The sequence below is a fragment of the Pseudomonas sp. GW456-12-10-14-LB2 genome, from assembly GCF_002884345.1.
GTDB classification, from domain to species: domain Bacteria; phylum Pseudomonadota; class Gammaproteobacteria; order Pseudomonadales; family Pseudomonadaceae; genus Aquipseudomonas; species Aquipseudomonas paraglycinae.
This window is the reverse complement of the sequence record NZ_POHV01000016.1, coordinates 127,310-143,890: the sequence shown is the minus strand read 5'-3', so window position 1 is coordinate 143,890 and position 16,581 is coordinate 127,310. Positions and strand designations below refer to the sequence as shown.

The 16,581-nt window shown below is 62.2% G+C and carries 14 protein-coding genes; 3 read left to right on the top strand and 11 right to left on the bottom strand.

Annotation, left to right across the window (positions count from 1 at the left end):
- From C1X29_RS13855 to C1X29_RS13845, 3 genes are all read left to right on the top strand, one after another.
- Positions 1–216: twin-arginine translocase subunit TatC (locus C1X29_RS13855; protein WP_173940189.1), on the top strand; the 216-nt coding region annotated here is incomplete at its 5' end.
- On the top strand, positions 213–920 hold the full coding sequence (locus C1X29_RS13850; protein WP_102717669.1) for a 16S rRNA (uracil(1498)-N(3))-methyltransferase: 708 nt from the start codon (positions 213–215) through the stop codon (positions 918–920). The genes C1X29_RS13855 and C1X29_RS13850, both read left to right, overlap by 4 nt.
- Before the next feature lie 91 nt (positions 921–1,011).
- Positions 1,012–2,928, top strand: a complete 1,917-nt coding sequence (locus C1X29_RS13845) for a methyl-accepting chemotaxis protein (RefSeq protein ID WP_085746403.1) — start codon at positions 1,012–1,014, stop codon at positions 2,926–2,928.
- Between the two features lie 192 nt (positions 2,929–3,120).
- Here C1X29_RS13845 and C1X29_RS13840 read toward each other — a convergent pair whose 3' ends face one another.
- The 11 genes from C1X29_RS13840 to hutI all read right to left on the bottom strand — a co-directional run bounded on the left by C1X29_RS13840 (position 3,121) and on the right by hutI (position 16,386).
- Positions 3,121–3,855: an amino acid ABC transporter ATP-binding protein gene (locus C1X29_RS13840; RefSeq protein ID WP_102717668.1), complete on the bottom strand. Its 735-nt coding sequence runs from the start codon at positions 3,853–3,855 to the stop codon at positions 3,121–3,123.
- The gene (locus tag C1X29_RS13835) at positions 3,848–4,807 is read right to left on the bottom strand and encodes an amino acid ABC transporter permease (protein WP_007952431.1); all 960 of its coding nucleotides are present in this window, start codon (positions 4,805–4,807) and stop codon (positions 3,848–3,850) included. Before C1X29_RS13835 ends, C1X29_RS13840 begins: the two co-directional genes overlap by 8 nt.
- A 141-nt stretch (positions 4,808–4,948) precedes the next feature.
- Entirely contained in the window at positions 4,949–5,746 is a 798-nt protein-coding gene (locus C1X29_RS13830) for a transporter substrate-binding domain-containing protein (RefSeq protein WP_039772466.1), read from the bottom strand.
- Between the two features lie 358 nt (positions 5,747–6,104).
- The gene (gene mdoH / locus C1X29_RS13825) at positions 6,105–8,675 is read right to left on the bottom strand and encodes a glucans biosynthesis glucosyltransferase MdoH (RefSeq protein ID WP_102687887.1); all 2,571 of its coding nucleotides are present in this window, start codon (positions 8,673–8,675) and stop codon (positions 6,105–6,107) included.
- Positions 8,668–10,482, bottom strand: a complete 1,815-nt coding sequence (locus tag C1X29_RS13820) for a glucan biosynthesis protein G (RefSeq protein ID WP_102687895.1) — start codon at positions 10,480–10,482, stop codon at positions 8,668–8,670. Before C1X29_RS13820 ends, mdoH begins: the two co-directional genes overlap by 8 nt.
- 321 nt (positions 10,483–10,803) lie before the next feature.
- Positions 10,804–11,241, bottom strand: a complete 438-nt coding sequence (gene dtd / locus C1X29_RS13815; protein ID WP_102687886.1) for a D-aminoacyl-tRNA deacylase — start codon at positions 11,239–11,241, stop codon at positions 10,804–10,806.
- Entirely contained in the window at positions 11,238–12,209 is a 972-nt protein-coding gene (pip, locus tag C1X29_RS13810; RefSeq protein WP_007952436.1) for a prolyl aminopeptidase, read from the bottom strand. The genes dtd and pip overlap by 4 nt, the downstream gene beginning before the upstream one ends.
- 104 nt (positions 12,210–12,313) lie before the next feature.
- Positions 12,314–13,231, bottom strand: coding sequence for an alpha/beta hydrolase (locus tag C1X29_RS13805; RefSeq protein ID WP_102687885.1), 918 nt, complete (start codon positions 13,229–13,231; stop codon positions 12,314–12,316).
- Positions 13,231–14,178: a choline ABC transporter substrate-binding protein gene (locus tag C1X29_RS13800; RefSeq protein ID WP_102687884.1), complete on the bottom strand. Its 948-nt coding sequence runs from the start codon at positions 14,176–14,178 to the stop codon at positions 13,231–13,233. Before C1X29_RS13800 ends, C1X29_RS13805 begins: the two co-directional genes overlap by 1 nt.
- Before the next feature lie 191 nt (positions 14,179–14,369).
- The gene (hutG, locus tag C1X29_RS13795) at positions 14,370–15,170 is read right to left on the bottom strand and encodes an N-formylglutamate deformylase (RefSeq protein WP_102687883.1); all 801 of its coding nucleotides are present in this window, start codon (positions 15,168–15,170) and stop codon (positions 14,370–14,372) included.
- A 10-nt stretch (positions 15,171–15,180) separates the two neighbouring features.
- On the bottom strand, positions 15,181–16,386 hold the full coding sequence (gene hutI, locus C1X29_RS13790; protein ID WP_102687882.1) for an imidazolonepropionase: 1,206 nt from the start codon (positions 16,384–16,386) through the stop codon (positions 15,181–15,183).
- Positions 16,387–16,581 lie beyond the last annotated feature (195 nt).

Genomic DNA, 16,581 nt, shown 5'->3' with positions numbered 1-16,581 from the left:
TACCTGAAGAAGATCCGTCCGTACGTGATCATCGGCTGCTTCGTGGTCGGCATGATCCTGACCCCGCCGGACATCTTCTCCCAGACCCTGCTGGCCGTGCCGATGTGGATGCTGTTCGAAGTCGGCATCCTCTTCGGCAGCCTGGTCAGCAAGCGCGAGCGCCCGGAAGAAACCGTAGACGATCACAACGACCAGCCGCCAGCGACTCAGCCATGAACCTGCTGCTGCTCGAAGAGGCCGACTTCATTGCGGCCGACCGCGTCGTGCTGCGTGATCGGCGCCTGACCCACATGCAGGAAGTCCACCGTTCGGAAGTCGGCGACAGCCTGCGGGTCGGGCGGATCGGCGGGTTGATGGGCTCGGCCGAGCTGCTGCGCCTGGACGCGGGTGAAGCCGAGCTTCGGGTCACCCTCGATCAACCGCCACCGGCCAAACTGCCGCTGACCCTGGTACTCGCCCTGCCCCGCCCGAAGATGCTGCGCCGGGTGTTCCAGACCGTGGCGACCATGGGCGTGTCGAAGGTGATTCTGGTCAACAGCTACCGGGTCGAGAAAAGCTTCTGGCAGACGCCGTTCCTCGAACCGGACGCCATCCGCGAACAACTGATCCTCGGCCTCGAACAGGCCCGCGATACCGTGCTGCCGGAAATCATCATCGAGAAGCGCTTCAAGCCGTTCGTCGAAGACCGCCTGCCAGCCGTCACCGACGGCACCCTCGGCCTGGTCGGTCATCCGGGCAACTTCCCGCCCTGCCCCCGCGCCCTGAACGAACCGGTAACCCTGGCCATCGGCCCCGAGGGTGGCTGGATTCCCTACGAAATCGATCTGCTGGCCAAGGCCGGGCTGCAACCGGTGCAACTGGGCGAGCGAATCCTGCGGGTCGAAACCGCCGTCACCGCACTGCTCGCCCGGCTGTTCTGAAGTCTTCGTCAGACAAAAGGCGTTACAGATTGCCATCATGCGGCCGATACCCTCCCCATAAGTCCAATTAGTGGTCCGAGGGAGTCGTCGCATGTACCGTTGGTTAGCCGAGAGTCTTGGAAACGTCAGCGTCAAACGTAAGCTTGGAATCGGTTTCGGCCTGGTGCTGCTGCTGACCCTGTTGATCACCTTCACCGGCTGGACCGGCATGAGCGGGATCATCAGCCGGGGCGACAAGCTCGGCTTCATCTCCGGCCTCAACGAGCTGACCAAAGACCTGCGCCTGGCGCGTCTGGACTATGAAGCCCGCCGTGGCGAACAGGGTCCTGGCGCGGTCAACGACCTGCTCGGCAAACTCGACAGCGGCCTGCAAAGCGCCCGCAACATGATCGAGCAACCGTCCGACGTGGCCATGATCGATCAGCAACTGGCGGCGGTCGCCGAGTACAAACGCGCCTTTGGCGACATGACTCAGGCCACCGTGCAGCGTGAAGACGCCCGCAGCAAACTCGGCGCCAGCGCCGACAATGCAGTGGCCAAGGTCAGTGAAGTCGAGAAATCCCTGCTGCAAGGCGACAGCGTCGCGCAATTCAACAGCGTGATCGAACTGAGCAAACTGCTGCAGCAGGCGCGCTATCAGGTGCGCGGCTACACCTACAGCGGCAAGGCCGAGGCCGAACAACCGGCGCTGGATGCCATCGCCGCCGCCCTGAACAATCTGGAAAGCCTGCCGAGCAAACTGCCCGAGCAACACATCGCCAACCTGCAACAGGCCACCGAATCGCTCAAGGCTTACCGCGCTGCCGTCAGCCAGTTCCGCGACTCCCAGGTGAACAACGCCAAGGCACTGGCTCGCATGTCGGCCCAGGGCGACATCCTGCTCGACGTCAGCAAGAAGCTCACGGTGTCCCAGACCATCGTCCGCGACACCGATGCCGCCAGCGCCAAGAATCAGCTGCTGATCGCCACTCTGCTGGCTGTGGCTTTCGGTCTGCTCGCCGCCTGGGCGATCACCCGCCAGATCATCATTCCGCTGGAGCAAACCCTGAAAGTTGCCGAGCGCGTCGCCGCTGGTGATCTGACCCACAACCTGGTGTCCCTGCGCCGCGACGAACTCGGTCAACTGCAACGCTCGATGCAGAGCATGACTCAAGGCCTGCGCGAATTGATCGGCGGCATCAGCGACGGCGTGACCCAGATCGCCAGCGCCGCCGAAGAACTGTCGGCCGTGACCGAGCAGACCAGCGCCGGGGTGAACAATCAGAAAATCGAGACCGACCAGGTCGCCACCGCCATGAACGAAATGGCCGCCACCGTGCAGGAAGTCGCGCGCAACGCCGAGGAAGCTTCGGAAGCAGCGGTCGCCGCCGACCAGCAGGCCCGTGAAGGCGACAAGGTGGTTGGCGAGGCCATCGCCCAGATCGAACGCCTGGCTGCCGAAGTCGGCCACTCCACCGAGGCCATGGGCGAGCTCAAGCGCGAAAGCGACAAGATCGGCAGCGTGCTCGACGTGATCAAGTCCGTGGCCCAGCAAACCAACCTGCTGGCCCTCAACGCCGCCATCGAGGCCGCCCGCGCCGGTGAAGCCGGACGTGGTTTTGCGGTGGTCGCCGACGAAGTCCGCAGCCTGGCCCAGCGCACTCAGAAGTCCACGGAAGAGATTGAAGAGCTGATCGTCGGTCTGCAGAACGGCACCCAGCAAGTGGCGACGATCATGGACAACAGCCGCACCCTGACCGACAGCAGTGTCGAGCTGACCCGGCGTGCCGGTGGCTCGCTGGAAAGCATCACCCGCACCGTCTCGGCGATTCAGGCGATGAACCAGCAGATCGCTGCAGCGGCCGAGCAGCAGAGCGCCGTGGCCGAAGAGATCAACCGCAGTGTGCTGAACGTGCGGGATGTCTCGGACCAGACCTCGGCGGCCAGTGAAGAGACGGCGGCCTCCAGCGTCGAGCTGGCGCGCCTGGGCACTCACCTGCAAACGCTGGTGGGCCGGTTCAAGGTTTGAGGGATGACTGATCGCTTGATGATCGTTCCCACGTCGAGGCGTCGAACTGTCCGCGTGGGAATGCCGCCCGGGACGCTCTGCGTCCCTTCGCAAGCGTGACGCGGAGCGTCACAGGATGCATTCCCACGCAGAGCGTGGGAACGATCAGTGATAAAAAAACGCAGCCATTGGCTGCATTTTTTTTGTCCGGCGTTAGAGGACTTGCCGCAGGAACGCCTGGGCTCGCGGATCCTTCGGCGCATCGAAGAACTCCGCCGGCGAGGCGTCTTCCAACAGTTTGCCGTGATCGAAGAACAGCACCCGATCCGCCACTTCCCGGGCGAAGCCCATTTCGTGGGTCACGCAAACCATGGTCATCCCTTCCACAGCCAGGTTTTTCATCACGTCCAGCACTTCACCGACCATTTCCGGGTCGAGGGCCGAGGTCGGTTCGTCGAACAGCATTACTTTGGGGTCCATCGCCAGCGCCCGGGCAATCGCCAACCGCTGTTGCTGACCGCCGGACAGGCGCGACGGGTATTCGCGGGCCTTCTGGGCGATGCCGACCTTCTCCAGCAACGCCAGGGCCTTGGCCTCGCTTTCCTTCTGGCCGCGCTTGCGCACGACTTTCTGCGCCAGGCACAGGTTTTCCAGCACGGTCATGTGCGGGAACAGATTGAAATGCTGGAACACCATACCGACTTCGCGGCGGTAGGCGTTGACGTCGGTTTTCGGGTCGGCCAGTTGCAGGCCGTCGATGCTCACCGAGCCGGAATCGAATTCTTCCAGACCATTGAGGCAACGCAGGAAGGTCGACTTGCCGGAACCGGACGGGCCGATCACCACCAGCACTTCGCCCTTGGCCACGGAAGTGCTGACGTTATCCACCGCGCGCACCACCTGCCCACGGGTGTCGAAGACTTTTACCAGATCGCGGACTTCAATCACTTTGCGCGAGCCTCCGCTCAAGCCGGCTGGCGATTTTCGACAGCGGCAGGTTGATCAACAGGTACAGGCCGGCGACGCAGAACAGGATCTCGAACGGCGAGAACGACGTGGTGATGACTTCACGGCCGCTTTTCAGCAACTCGGTGATGGCGATCACCGACACCAGCGAGGTGTCTTTGACCAGACTGATGAACTGCCCGGCCAGCGGCGGCAGCACGCGTTTGAACGCTTGCGGCAACACCACATGACGCATCGACTGGCCAGCGCTCAGACCCAGCGAACGCGCTGCTTCGTTCTGGCCGCGGGCAATCGACTGCACGCCGGAACGGATGATTTCCGCCACGTAGGCGCCGGTGAACAGCGACAGCGCGGCGATCCCGGCGAATTCCCGGGACAGGTTCATCACCGTGCCGATAAAGAAATAGAAAATGAAGATCTGCACCAGCAGCGGCGTGCCGCGCACCAGTTCGACATAGATCGTCGACAGGTCGCGCAGGGTCGGGTTGCTCGACAGCCGGCACAGCCCGGTCGCCAGACCGATCAGCAGGCCCAGCACGCCGGACACCACCGACAGCCAAAGCGTGGTCCACAGGCCCCACAACAGCGGACCCGCCGCCCAATGCCGCGTCACACCCACGACGTCGCCTTCGGCCACATCGTCGCCCTGAGCGAATTGCAGGCTGTTTTCGTCGACGGTCAGGTGCTGCTCGTCACCGGCATCGTTGCGCAGGGTGACCTGCGCGCTGCCGCCCTTGCGCACCAGTTCGCTGACGGTGGAAATGTCGGTCGCGCGCTGGGTTTCCTCGGCCTGATAGGCGAAGTACTGCGGCACACGGTTCCAGCGCCATTCGTAGGACATCAGCGACGTGGCGTAATACAACGCGCCAGCCAGGCCGACCAGCACCAGCACAGTCAGGACGTGCCAGGGCCATTGGGCTTTTTTCTGTTTCATTGAATGTTTCTCTGATTCGCTCGTTCCCACGCTCTGCGTGGGAATGCATCCTGTGACGCTCTGCGTCACGCTTGCTAAGGGACGCGGAGCGTCCCGGGCGGCGTTCCCACGCAAAGCGTGGGAACGATCAGCGGGCGGGCCTTATTCCATGTCCTTGAGCCACTCGGTGCTCTTGAACCACTTGTCATGGATGCGATCGTAGGTGCCGTCTTCGTGGATCTGGTGCAGGAAGTTGTTGATGAAGTTGATGCTGTCGTAGTCACCCTTCTTCAGACCGAAGGCCAGTGGCTCGTAGGTGAACGGCTTGTCGAGGAACACCAGCTTGCCGGCGCCGACCTTGTTCACCGCGACCACATTGTACGGGGCGTCGTAGATGAAGGCGTCAGCCTTGCCGTTGACCACGTCGAGCACGGCTTCCTGCTCGTTGTCGTAACCGTGGTACTTGGCCTTGGAGATCAGCTTCTTGGCGACCATCTCGCCGGTGGTGCCGAGCTTGGAAGTGATGCGGTAGTCGGCGGTGTTCAGGTCTTTGTAGGACTTGATGGTGCCTTCCAGCTCTTTACGGATCAGCAGGGTCTGGCCGACCACGATGAACGGTTCGCTGAAGTTCAGGCGCAGGTTGCGCTCCTGGGTCAGGGTCATGCCGCTGCCGATCATGTCGAACTTGTCGGTCATCAGCGCCGGGATGATCCCGTCGTAGCCGGTGGAGACCAGCTCCAGCTTGACGCCCATCGCCTTGGTCATGGCTTTGAGGATGTCGACTTCGAAACCGATGATTTCGCCGCGCTTGTTGGTCATTTCGAACGGCATGTAGGTCGGATCCATGCCGACTTTCAACGAGCCACGCTTGACCGCGTCGTCGATGGCGCCGGCCTGCGCCGCATTGACTGCAACCAGTGCCGTGACGCCGACCAGCAGCATCGACAGATACTTCTTCATCTTCAAGTCCCCAAAACCATTGCGTTTGCGGCGCGAAAACCGACAGAAATGGACAAGATTGTCCGGGTGCGCCAATTCGGGGACGGATGCTAACGCACTCGATTTTTTGCACAAGGTTTAATGGACGATTTGTTTAACATTCAAGAACCACCCCTCACCCCAGCCCTCTCCCCAGAGGGGAGAGGGGGAAAGGGAGCCGATCTTCGTTGTCTTCCAGACCGGAGTTCAACTCGGTATCTCACGTCGGCGTAACTCGAGCATTCAACTCGGTCAGTCCCCTCTCCCTCCGGGAGAGGGTTAGGGTGAGGGGGGCTCTTTTTCTGGACATAAAAAACCCCGCTTTCGCGGGGTTTCTTCATCAGGCCGGTTGCGCCTGCAAGCTCACCGGCTTGAGCGGCAGCAGCGGCGCGTGGGGATCGGCTTTCACCGAAGCCCGCCAGGCGTCCAGCCACTCGGCATGGCCTTCGGCCCACACCTGCTCGTGCAGACGGGCCAGGGCCACCGGATCGCTCAGCAGTTGCAGACGATCATGGTTGTTCAGCCCGGCCGGGCCGACCTTGATCGCGTGACGCACACGTTCCTGGCGCAGCCATTCGATCGGCTCGGCCTGACCGTGACGCGAGGTCGCCAGCGAGCACGCCAGGGCGTTCTGCTGTGGATCGACCACGGCGCGGACGAAGCCGTCGTTCAGCGCGTGCCAGCGGTTTTCGTGGGTGTACTGATCGGTGGCCAGCAGCTCCTGTGGCGGATTGTATTCCTCGGGGATGAGGAACAGGCTTTCGTCACGGGATTTGAGGCCCAGACCGACGCGGCTGGAAATCACCGACACCGGAATCGACAGCATCAGCGAACCGACGATCGGCACCAGCCACCACAGGAAGCTCGGGTTCAGCCAGATCACCAGCAGCGCCCAGAAGAAGCCCAGCAGGGTCTGCGGACCGTGACGCTTGACCGCTTCGCTCCATGGCGTGGAATCGTCGTCACGCTGCGGCGAGTTCCAGGTCGCGGCCCAGCCGAGGAACGCGGCCAGAACGAAACGGGTGTGGAAAATCATCCGCACCGGCGCCAGCAGCATGGAGAACAGCATCTCCAGCAGCATCGACAGGGTCACCTTGAACTTGCCGCCGAACTCTTTCGCGCCCTTGGCCCAGATCAGGATGATGCTCAACAGCTTCGGCAGGAACAGCAGCACGATGGTCGTCGAGAACAGCGCGATCGCCTTGTCCGGGTGCCATTGTGGCCACAGCGGATAGAGCTGACGCGGTTCGAGGAAGTACTGCGGCTCCATCAGCGTGTTCACCGCCAGCAGCGCGGTCGACAACACCAGGAAGAAGAACCACAGCGGCGCCGACAGGTAAGACATCACGCCAGTCAGAAACACCGCGCGGTGCACCGGGTGCATGCCTTTTACCAGGAACAGACGGAAGTTCATCAGGTTGCCGTGGCACCAGCGACGGTCACGCTTGAGTTCATCGAGCAGGTTCGGCGGCAGTTCTTCGTAGCTGCCCGGCAGATCGTAGGCAATCCACACGCCCCAGCCGGCACGGCGCATCAGCGCCGCTTCAACGAAGTCGTGAGAGAGGATCGCACCGGAGAACGCACCCTTGCCCGGCAACGGCGCCAGAGCGCAGTGGTCGATGAACGGCTTCATGCGGATGATCGCGTTGTGACCCCAGTAGTGGGATTCACCCAGCTGCCAGAAGTGCAGGCCGGCGGTGAACAGCGGACCGTACACGCGAGTGGCGAACTGCTGCATGCGTGCATACAGCGTGTCCATGCCCGAAGCGCGCGGCGCGGTCTGGATGATGCCGGCGTCCGGAGTGGCCTCCATCAGGCGCACCAGACTGGTCAGGCACTCGCCGCTCATGACCGAGTCGGCGTCGAGTACGACCATGTACTTATAGTCACCGCCCCAGCGACGGCAGAAGTCGTCGAGGTTACCGCTCTTGCGTTTGACGCGACGGCGACGGCGGCGATAGAAGATCTTGCCGAAGCCCTTCGCTTCACGGCAGACGTCCAGCCAGGCCTGCTGCTCGGCAACGCAGATGTCGGTGTCGTTACTGTCACTGAGGACGAAGAAGTCGAAACGGTCCAGGTCGCCGGTAGCGGCGACCGACTCGAAGGTCGCGCGCAGACCGGCGAACACCCGAGGCACGTCTTCGTTGCAGATCGGCATCACCAGTGCGGTGCGCGCGTCTTTCGGAATCGGCTCGTTGCCGGCACTTTTACCGGAGATCCGGTATTTATCGTGGCCGGTAAGCAATTCGAGGAAGCCCATCAGCGCGGTCCAGAAACCGGCCGACACCCAGCAGAACAGAATCCCGAACATGATCAGGATGCTGGTCTGCAGCGCATATGGCAGCACTTGCGTGGCGGTTTGCAGCAGCGGTTGATGCAGGACTTCTTCCAGATCGACGAACGACCAGCCCTGGTACGGCATGATGCCTTTCATGTACCAGCCGGCGACGATGGTCTGACCCAGCATCAGCACCAGCAGAATGTAGCGACGGATCGAACCGACCGTGCGCCACCGCGCCGCCGGCAGCACATTGGCGTCCTTCGGCGGTTGCGGCGGGTTGGTCCGGCCGGTCAGGCGGCGCCAGCCACGCACCAGAATGTTGGTGCGCCACGGCTCCGGCACGACCTTGGTCCGACGGATCGGCGGCGTGGCCTTCATGCTGACCCGGCCGCTGGCGTCGAGCACCAGCATTTCCGCGTCTTCCAGCTCTTCGGCGGTGCTCAGGGTCAGGCGCTTGCCCACCGAAGCCTGGGCGGCTTCGGTCGGCGCGTCAAAGGTCTTGGACGACAGGCGTTCATGCAATTCGCTGAAGGACTGGCAGCCCGCGAGTTCCGCGCGCTGCTCGTCGGTCATCGGCAGATGCGCCAGGTACTCGGACAGAGTCTCTGGCTGTACTTGAGAGTTACTCATCGGCAGGCAACTGATAGCTCCAGGTCTCGGTCAGGACTTCTTCAGTCGGTGCCGATTCCGGTGTGGCTGGGGCCGCGTCCGCAGCGGCTGGCTGCTTGGCGTCTTTGTTGGCCTTGTCCTTGGCATCTGCAACCGGCTTGGCGTCGGCCTGTTTGGCCTCGGCGGCCTTGGCTTCCTTGTCGGCTTTCTCTTGTTGCTTGGCGGCAACCTTGTCGGCCTTGGCTACCGACGAGTTGGACGTCGGCACCGAAGACTTGGCCAGATCAGCGGTGACCACTGGCTGCACCAGGGCTGCGCGCATCTCGGTGGACTTGCTCGCGTCCTTGATCTTCATCCGCAGGGTCAGGCGCCAGCCCTTGGTTTCCGGGTTGTAGCGCACGCTGTTCTCGACCAGTTCGGCGTTGTCGCCGACGCTGACCTGGCTGCGAACGTCTGCATCCGGGGCCAAGGCGGCCAGGGACGGGCCCTCGAAGTCGACCAGGTAGGCAACGCTGCCATCCGGCTGACGGATCAGGTTCGATTGCTTGACGTCACCGGTCGAACGCAGGGTCTGGTTGACCCAGGCGCTGTCCGGCGCGTGCAGCGCGGCTTCGTCGATGGTCCAGTGCATGCGGTAGGCGAAGTCCAGCGGCTGGCCTGGCTCCGGCAGTTTTTCCGGGCTCCAGAACGCAACGATGTTGTCGTTGGTTTCGTCGGCGGTCGGGATCTCGACCAGATCGACGGTGCCTTTGCCCCAGTCGCCCTTCGGCTCGATCCAGGCGCTTGGGCGCTTGTCGTAGCGGTCGTCGAGGTCTTCGTAGTGGCTGAAGTCACGGCCACGTTGCAGCAGACCGAAACCACGCGGGTTTTCGACGCTGAACTGGCTGACAGCCAAATGTTTCGGGTTGTTCAGTGGGCGCCAGATCCACTCGCCGTTGCCGGCATGGATCGACAGACCGCTGGAGTCGTGCAGTTCACGACGGTAGTTGAGCACTTTCGACGGCTGGTTGGCGCCGAACAGGAACATGCTGGTCAGCGGCGCGATGCCGAGCTTGCCGACCTTGTCACGCAGGTACATCTGGCCCTTGACGTCGACGATGGTGTCGCTGCCCGGACGCAGGATCAGACGGTAGGCGCCGGTCGCACGTGGCGAATCCAGCAGGGCGAAGATCACCAGGTGCTTGTCGCCCGGCTTCGGCTGCTGAATCCAGAACTCGCGAAAACGCGGGAATTCTTCGCCGGACGGCAAAGCGGTATCGATCGCCAGACCACGGGCCGACAGACCGTAGGTGTGACCCTTGCCGACAACGCGGAAGTAGCTCGCGCCCAGCATGGTCATGATTTCGTCTTGCTTGTCAGCCTTGTTGATCGGGTACAGGACACGGAAACCGGCGTAGCCCAGTTGTTCGGTGGCCTTAGGATCGAACTGCAGGTCGCCGAAATCGAAACGGCTAGGATCGTATTTGATCTCTTCGACGGTGTTCGCGGTGATTTCGTTGATTTTCACCGGCGTATCGAAGTGCATGCCCTGATGATAGAAGGACAGCTTGAACGGGGTCTTCTGGTCGGCCCATTCGGCTTTTTCGGTGCGGAAACGAATCTTCTGATAGTCCGCGAATTTCATTTCACGGAATTCGTTTGGCAGGTTGCTGCGCGGGGCTTCGAACTTCTGCCCGGCCAGCTCTTTGGCCTTGGCCGACACATCGTCAAGATTGAATGCCCAAAGCTGGCCGGCGCTGAGCAGGCAGAGTACTGCCGAGCCCGCTACCAGAGCGCTGCGCAAGCGTTTGGCAGACAATTTTGCTGCATTACAGGGACTAACAATCACGAGCAACCCTCGCCGAAAACAGATCAATAAACCAACGGCCAGATGAAGTGCCTGTGAGGGATTCGGTACAAAAAAACCGACCTTTCAGGGCACCCTTGCCAAGTTGGCGAGCATTGTTCCGACTCCGCTGGGTCAAAATGATTCCCCAATCGGATCCGGACAAGTCTCTACCTAAGTCAAAATGGACCAACGAACGCTGATCCCCGTAGCGCGCGATTATCTAGTAGCCCGCGTGACAACGCATCAGGGGTAACAAAGTATTTATCGCGAAAATTCCCTGTTTTCAGTCGAAAAGCCCTTAAAAAGATGTTTCAAGCGCTTTCATGTCTGTAACAGGAAGGTTACCGGGCCATCGTTGACCAGGTGCACCTGCATATCCGCGCCGAATCTACCTGATGCCACTGTGCCATGCATCTGTTTCGCTTTGCTTAATAGATAGTCGAATAATTCTTCGCCCAGCGTCGGAGGGGCGGCGGTCGAGAAACTCGGGCGCAACCCGCTTTTGGTGTCGGCAGCGAGGGTGAACTGAGAGACCAGCAGCAACCCGCCGCCCACATCCGCCAGGGACAGATTCATCTTGCCCTCGGCGTCACTGAACACTCGATAGTTAAGCAGCTTATGCAGAAGTTTGTCGGCGCTGGCCGGCGTGTCGTCGGGTTCGACCGCCACCAGCACCAGCAAACCCTGATCGACACTGCCAACCACCTCGCCCGCCACTTCGACCCGCGCGCCTTTCACGCGCTGCAAAAGACCCTTCATGCTTCTTCGGGCGGCAGGTCGAGCAGGCGACGGGCCATTTTGCTGGCGGCGCGCACCAGTGCATCGGTGATGCCCGGTTCGGACGCGGCGTGGCCGGCATCGCGGATCACCTGCAGCTCGCTGTTCGGCCAGGCCTGATGCAGTTCCCAGGCGTTGTCGAGCGGGCAGATCACGTCGTAGCGGCCATGGATGATCACGCCCGGCAGATGGGCGATCTTGCCCATGTCGCGGATCAGCTGGTTTGGCTCAAGGAACGCGTTGTTGGTGAAGTAGTGGCATTCGATCCGCGCAATCGACAAGGCGCGCTGCGGCTCGGAGAAGCGGTCGACCACCAGCGGATTCGGACGCAGGGTCGCGGTGCGCCCTTCCCAGGTCGACCAGGCCTTGGCCGCGTGCATCTGGGCGATCTGGTCGTTGCCGGTCAGGCGTTTGTGGAACGCGCTGAGCAGGTCGTCGCGCTCGTCCAGCGGAATTGGCGCGAGGTAGTCCTGCCAGTAATCGGGGAACAGACGGCTGGCGCCGGCCTGGTAGAACCATTCGATTTCCTGCGGACGGCACAGAAAGATCCCGCGCAGGATCAGCCCATGCACGCGTTCCGGGTGGGTCTGCGCGTAGGCCAGCGCCAGGGTCGAACCCCAGGAGCCGCCGAACAGCACCCATTTGTCGATGCCCAGGTGTTTACGAATACGCTCGAGGTCTTCGACCAGATCCCAGGTGGTGTTGTTTTCCAGACTGGCGTGGGGCGTGGAGCGACCGCAACCGCGCTGGTCGAAGGTGACAATGCGATACAGGTTCGGATCAAAATAGCGGCGACTCTGGGCGTCGCACCCGGCGCCGGGACCTCCGTGGATGAACACCACCGGCAAACCTTCCGGTGAACCGCTTTCGTCGACGTACAGCGTGTGGGTGTCATCGACGGCCAGATCGTGCCGTGCGTGAGGTTTGATCTGCGGAAACAAAGTCTGCATTGCGCGCTCCGTAAGGGGTCGAGGTCATCCCTGGGGGGACTTCTATTATTCTGCCGTCCGGCATCATAAACCCGATTTACGTCAATGAGCATGCCCGCACGCTGTCACAATTTGTCAGCCATGAACCCCAGCAGGTTCTCAAAGAGACGATCGACCTCGGCGACCTGATGCCGCGCCCGCATGCAACCGTGAACCAGCCCTTCGCCGTAGTAAAGCGCCGCGTCGACGCCCGCTGCTTTAAGCCGTTCGGCGTAGCACACGCCGTCGTCACGCAGCGGATCGAACTGCGCCACGGCGATCCAGGCCGGTGGCAAACCGCTGAAGTCCCCGGCCAGCAATGGCATCGCATAGGCGTTCGGCTTCGCGGTGCCGCGCAAGTACAAGGCGTGATAGCAATCGACATCGCTGCTGGCGAGCAACGGCGCATCGGCGCATTCGCTGCGCGACGCTAACTGTGCGTCGCCACCCAGCCCCGGATAGATCAAGACCTGCGCGCCCGGCAGCGGCTCGCCGGCATCGCGTAGCGCCAGGCACAGCGCCGCCGCCAGATTGCCGCCGGCGCTGTCGCCAGCCACCAGCATCCGTCCGGGATCGAACCAGAACGGTCCGCTGCGCAACGCGCGCCAGACGCTCAGGCAATCCTCGAAACCGGCCGGGAACGGATGCTCCGGCGCCAGCCGGTAATCCACCGCCACCACCATCGCCCCGAGGGCCATGGCCAGCTCGCAGCAGATGAAGTCATGGGAATCCAGCCCGCCGACCACCCAACCGCCGCCGTGCAGATACAACACGCACGGCCAGCCACTGGCCGATGGCCGGACAGGCGGGCGATACGAACGCACCGCCACCCCGCTCAACTGGAAATCCACCACCTCCAGACCCGCCGGCCGTTCGGGCGTGAAGGCGCGGCACATGTCGTCATAGGATTTGCGCAATCCGCCGAGGCTGCTGTCATCGCTGGCAAAGCTTTCGGTTCTGGCGACGAACGCCGCCATCGACGGCGAGAGTGGATAAGTGCCCATCAGTTTTTCAGACTGGCCTGAACCGTGGCCACGCCGTCCTTGCCGTCGAAGCTGCTGACACCCGCCAGCCAGCGTTGCAGGTCTTCGGGATGTTCACGCAGCCAGGTCTTCGCCACTTCCTGCGGCGTCTTGCGCTCCATGATCGGCACCATCAACTGGCTTTCCTGGGCGGCGGTGAAGGTCAGGTTTTCCAGCAGTCGATGGACGTTCGGGCAGCGCTCGGCGTAGTCCGGCGCGGTGACCGTGGAAACGGTGGCGGCGCCTTCGTTCGGGCCGTAGACGTCTTCGCTGCCGGTCAGGTAGGTGATTTTCATGTTGATGTTCATCGGGTGCGGCGTCCAGCCGACGAATACCACGAATTCCTTGCGGTTCACCGCTCGCTGCACGGCGGCGAGCATGCCGGCCTCACCGGATTCGATGATCTTGAAATCCTTCAGGCCGAAGTGGTTGGTTTCGATCATGGTCTTGATCGTGGTGTTGGCGCCGCTGCCGGGCTCGATGCCGTAGATTTTGGCGCCGAGTTGATCCTTGAATTTCGCGATGTCGCCAAAGGTCTTCAGCCCCGCCGCCGCCACGTAATCCGGAACCGCCAGCGTCGCCTGGGCGTCGGCCAGGCTTGGTTTGTCCATGACTTTGACCTGATTGGCAGCGAGGAACGGCGCGATGTTCTTGTCCATCGCCGGTTTCCAGTAGCCGAGGAAGATATCCAGACGTTTGTCGCGGATGCCGGCGAAGATGATTTGCTGCACGGCGCTGGTTTGCTTGCTTTCATAACCGAGGCCGTTGAGCAGCACGTCGGCCATGCCGCTGGTGGCGATCACGTCGGTCCAGTTGACCACGCCCATGCGCACGGTTTTGCAGGAAGCATCGTCGGAAGCCATGGCGCCGGCGCTGAGCAGCGCACTGCCGGTCAGGATTAACGCACAACGAGTGAACAGTTTTTTCATGTGGGATCGTCTCGTGCGGCAGCGGGTTATTGTTCGGATCGGTGTCTTCTTGCACCGTGGCCGAAACATTACGCAGCAGACGAGCGGGAAAAGCGAACTGTGGCGACCGGGATTTGCACGGTGGCGACTGTTTGTTTCCACCACCCAGCTAGATCGTTCCCACGCTCCGCGTGGGAACGATCAGAGCAGACTCAGCTGTAGTGCTTTGTGCCCCAGGCGAGCAGCCCTTGCAGCAACTCCTTCAACACCACCCGCGTCGGCTCCGCCAGATCGGCGCGGTAGCGGAACGGTTCGAACTCTTCCATATACGTGCACTGGCCCAGCTCCAGTTGCACGGCGTGGATGTTCTCGGCCGGGTTGCCGTAGTGACGGGTGATGTGGCCGCCCTTGAAGCGTCCGTTCAGCACATGGCTGTAAGCGTCGTGGCGGGCGCAGATCGCTTCCAGTTGTGTGGCCAGTTGTGGATCGCAACTGGCGCCATTGAAGGTGCCAAGGTTGAAATCCGGCAGCTTGCCGTCGAACAGGTGCGGGATGATCGAACGGATCGAGTGTGCATCGAACAGCAGCGCGTAACCGAACTCGGCCTTCAGCCGCGCCAGCTCTTCCTGCAAGGTGCGGTGGTACGGCGTCCAGATCTGCTTCAGGTACGTCGTACGTTCTTCTTTCGACGGCTCCTGCCCTTCCTTGAACAACGGAATGCCATCGAACAGCGTCGCCGGGTACAGCCCGGTGGTGGCGCCCGCGTACAAAGGTTTGTCGTCGGACGGCCGGTTGAGGTCGATGACGAATCGCGAGTACTCGGCCGCCAGGGTGCTGGCGCCCAGTTCGGCGGCGAAGTCGTAGAGCTGCGGAATGTGCCAGTCGGTGTCCGGCAGACTTTTCGCGTCCGCGATCAACCCGGCCTCGACCGCCGGGGTCAGGCGTACGCCGGCGTGGGGCATGCTGATCAGCAGCGGCACGCGACCTTGTTTGAAGTTCAGAACCTTATCCACAACCGCTCTCCTACAGACTTGATTCAACGCCGTGACGCACGACGCGTTTATCCAGTTCACCACCCAGCCAGTACGCCAGATCCGCCGGGCAGTCGATCTGCCAGGCGACAAAATCCGCGACCTTGCCGACTTCCAGCGAACCGTGGGTATCGGCCATGCCCAAGGCTTGCGCCGCGTGAATCGTGGCGCCGGCCAGGGCTTCTTCCGGGGTCATGCGAAAACAGGTGCAGGCCATGTTCAGCATCAGGCGCAACGACAACGATGGCGAGGTGCCAGGGTTGAGGTCGCTGGCGATGGCGATTTTCACTTTGTGTTTGCGCAGGGCTTCCATCGGCGGCAACTGGGTTTCGCGCAGGAAGTAGAACGCGCCCGGCAACAGCACCGCGACGGTGTCGGATTCGGCCATGGCGATGGCGTCGGCTTCGTCCATGAACTCCAGGTGATCGGCGGACAATGCGTGGTAGCGCGCAGCCAGGCTGGAGCCGTGCAGCGACGACAATTGTTCGGCGTGCAGCTTCACCGGCAGACCGAGTTCTTGCGCGGCGATGAACACCCGCTCGACCTGCTCAGGGGAGAACGCCAGGTATTCGCAGAACGCATCCACCGCATCGACCAGGCCTTCGGCAGCCAGCGCTGGCAGCATTTCGGCGCAGATGTGATCGATGTAATCGTCGGCGCGATCTTTATATTCCGGCGGCAATGCGTGAGCAGCCAGACAAGTGCTGCGCACGCTGATCGGCAGTTCGTCGGCGAGGCGACGGATGACCCGCAGGATCTTGCGCTCGCTGGCCAGATCGAGGCCGTAGCCGGACTTCATTTCGACCGTGGTCACGCCGTCGCGCATCAGGCTTTTCAGACGTTTGGCGGCGCTGGCGAACAGCTCGTCTTCCGAGGCCTCACGCGTGGCACGCACGGTGCTGGCGATGCCGCCGCCGGCCGCTGCGATTTCGGCATAGCTGACGCCTTGCAGGCGCTTCTCGAACTCGCCGCTGCGGTTGCCGCCGAACACGGTGTGAGTGTGGCAATCGATCAGGCCGGGGGTGACCCACGCGCCTTGCAGGTCATTGACCGCCGGGTATTCGCCTGACGGCAATTGGCTGCGCGGGCCAATCCACTCGATGAGTGCACCGGACGTCACGATGGCCGCATCCTCGATGATCGAGTAGACGCCTTGCGCCATGGTTGCGACGTGGCAGTGTTGCCAGAGGGTTTTCACTGTGAGCCTCCGTTGGATTCTGTTTGGTGGGCAGCCTTCAAAAGCCCCCTCACCCTAACCCTCTCCCGGAGGGAGAGGGGACTGACCGGGTTGCTCTTTCGAGGTACATCGACCTGAAATTCTTGAGTCGAACTCAGGTTCTGAAAACGATGAAGATCTGCTCCCTTTCCCCCTCTCCCCCTTGGGGGAGAGGGC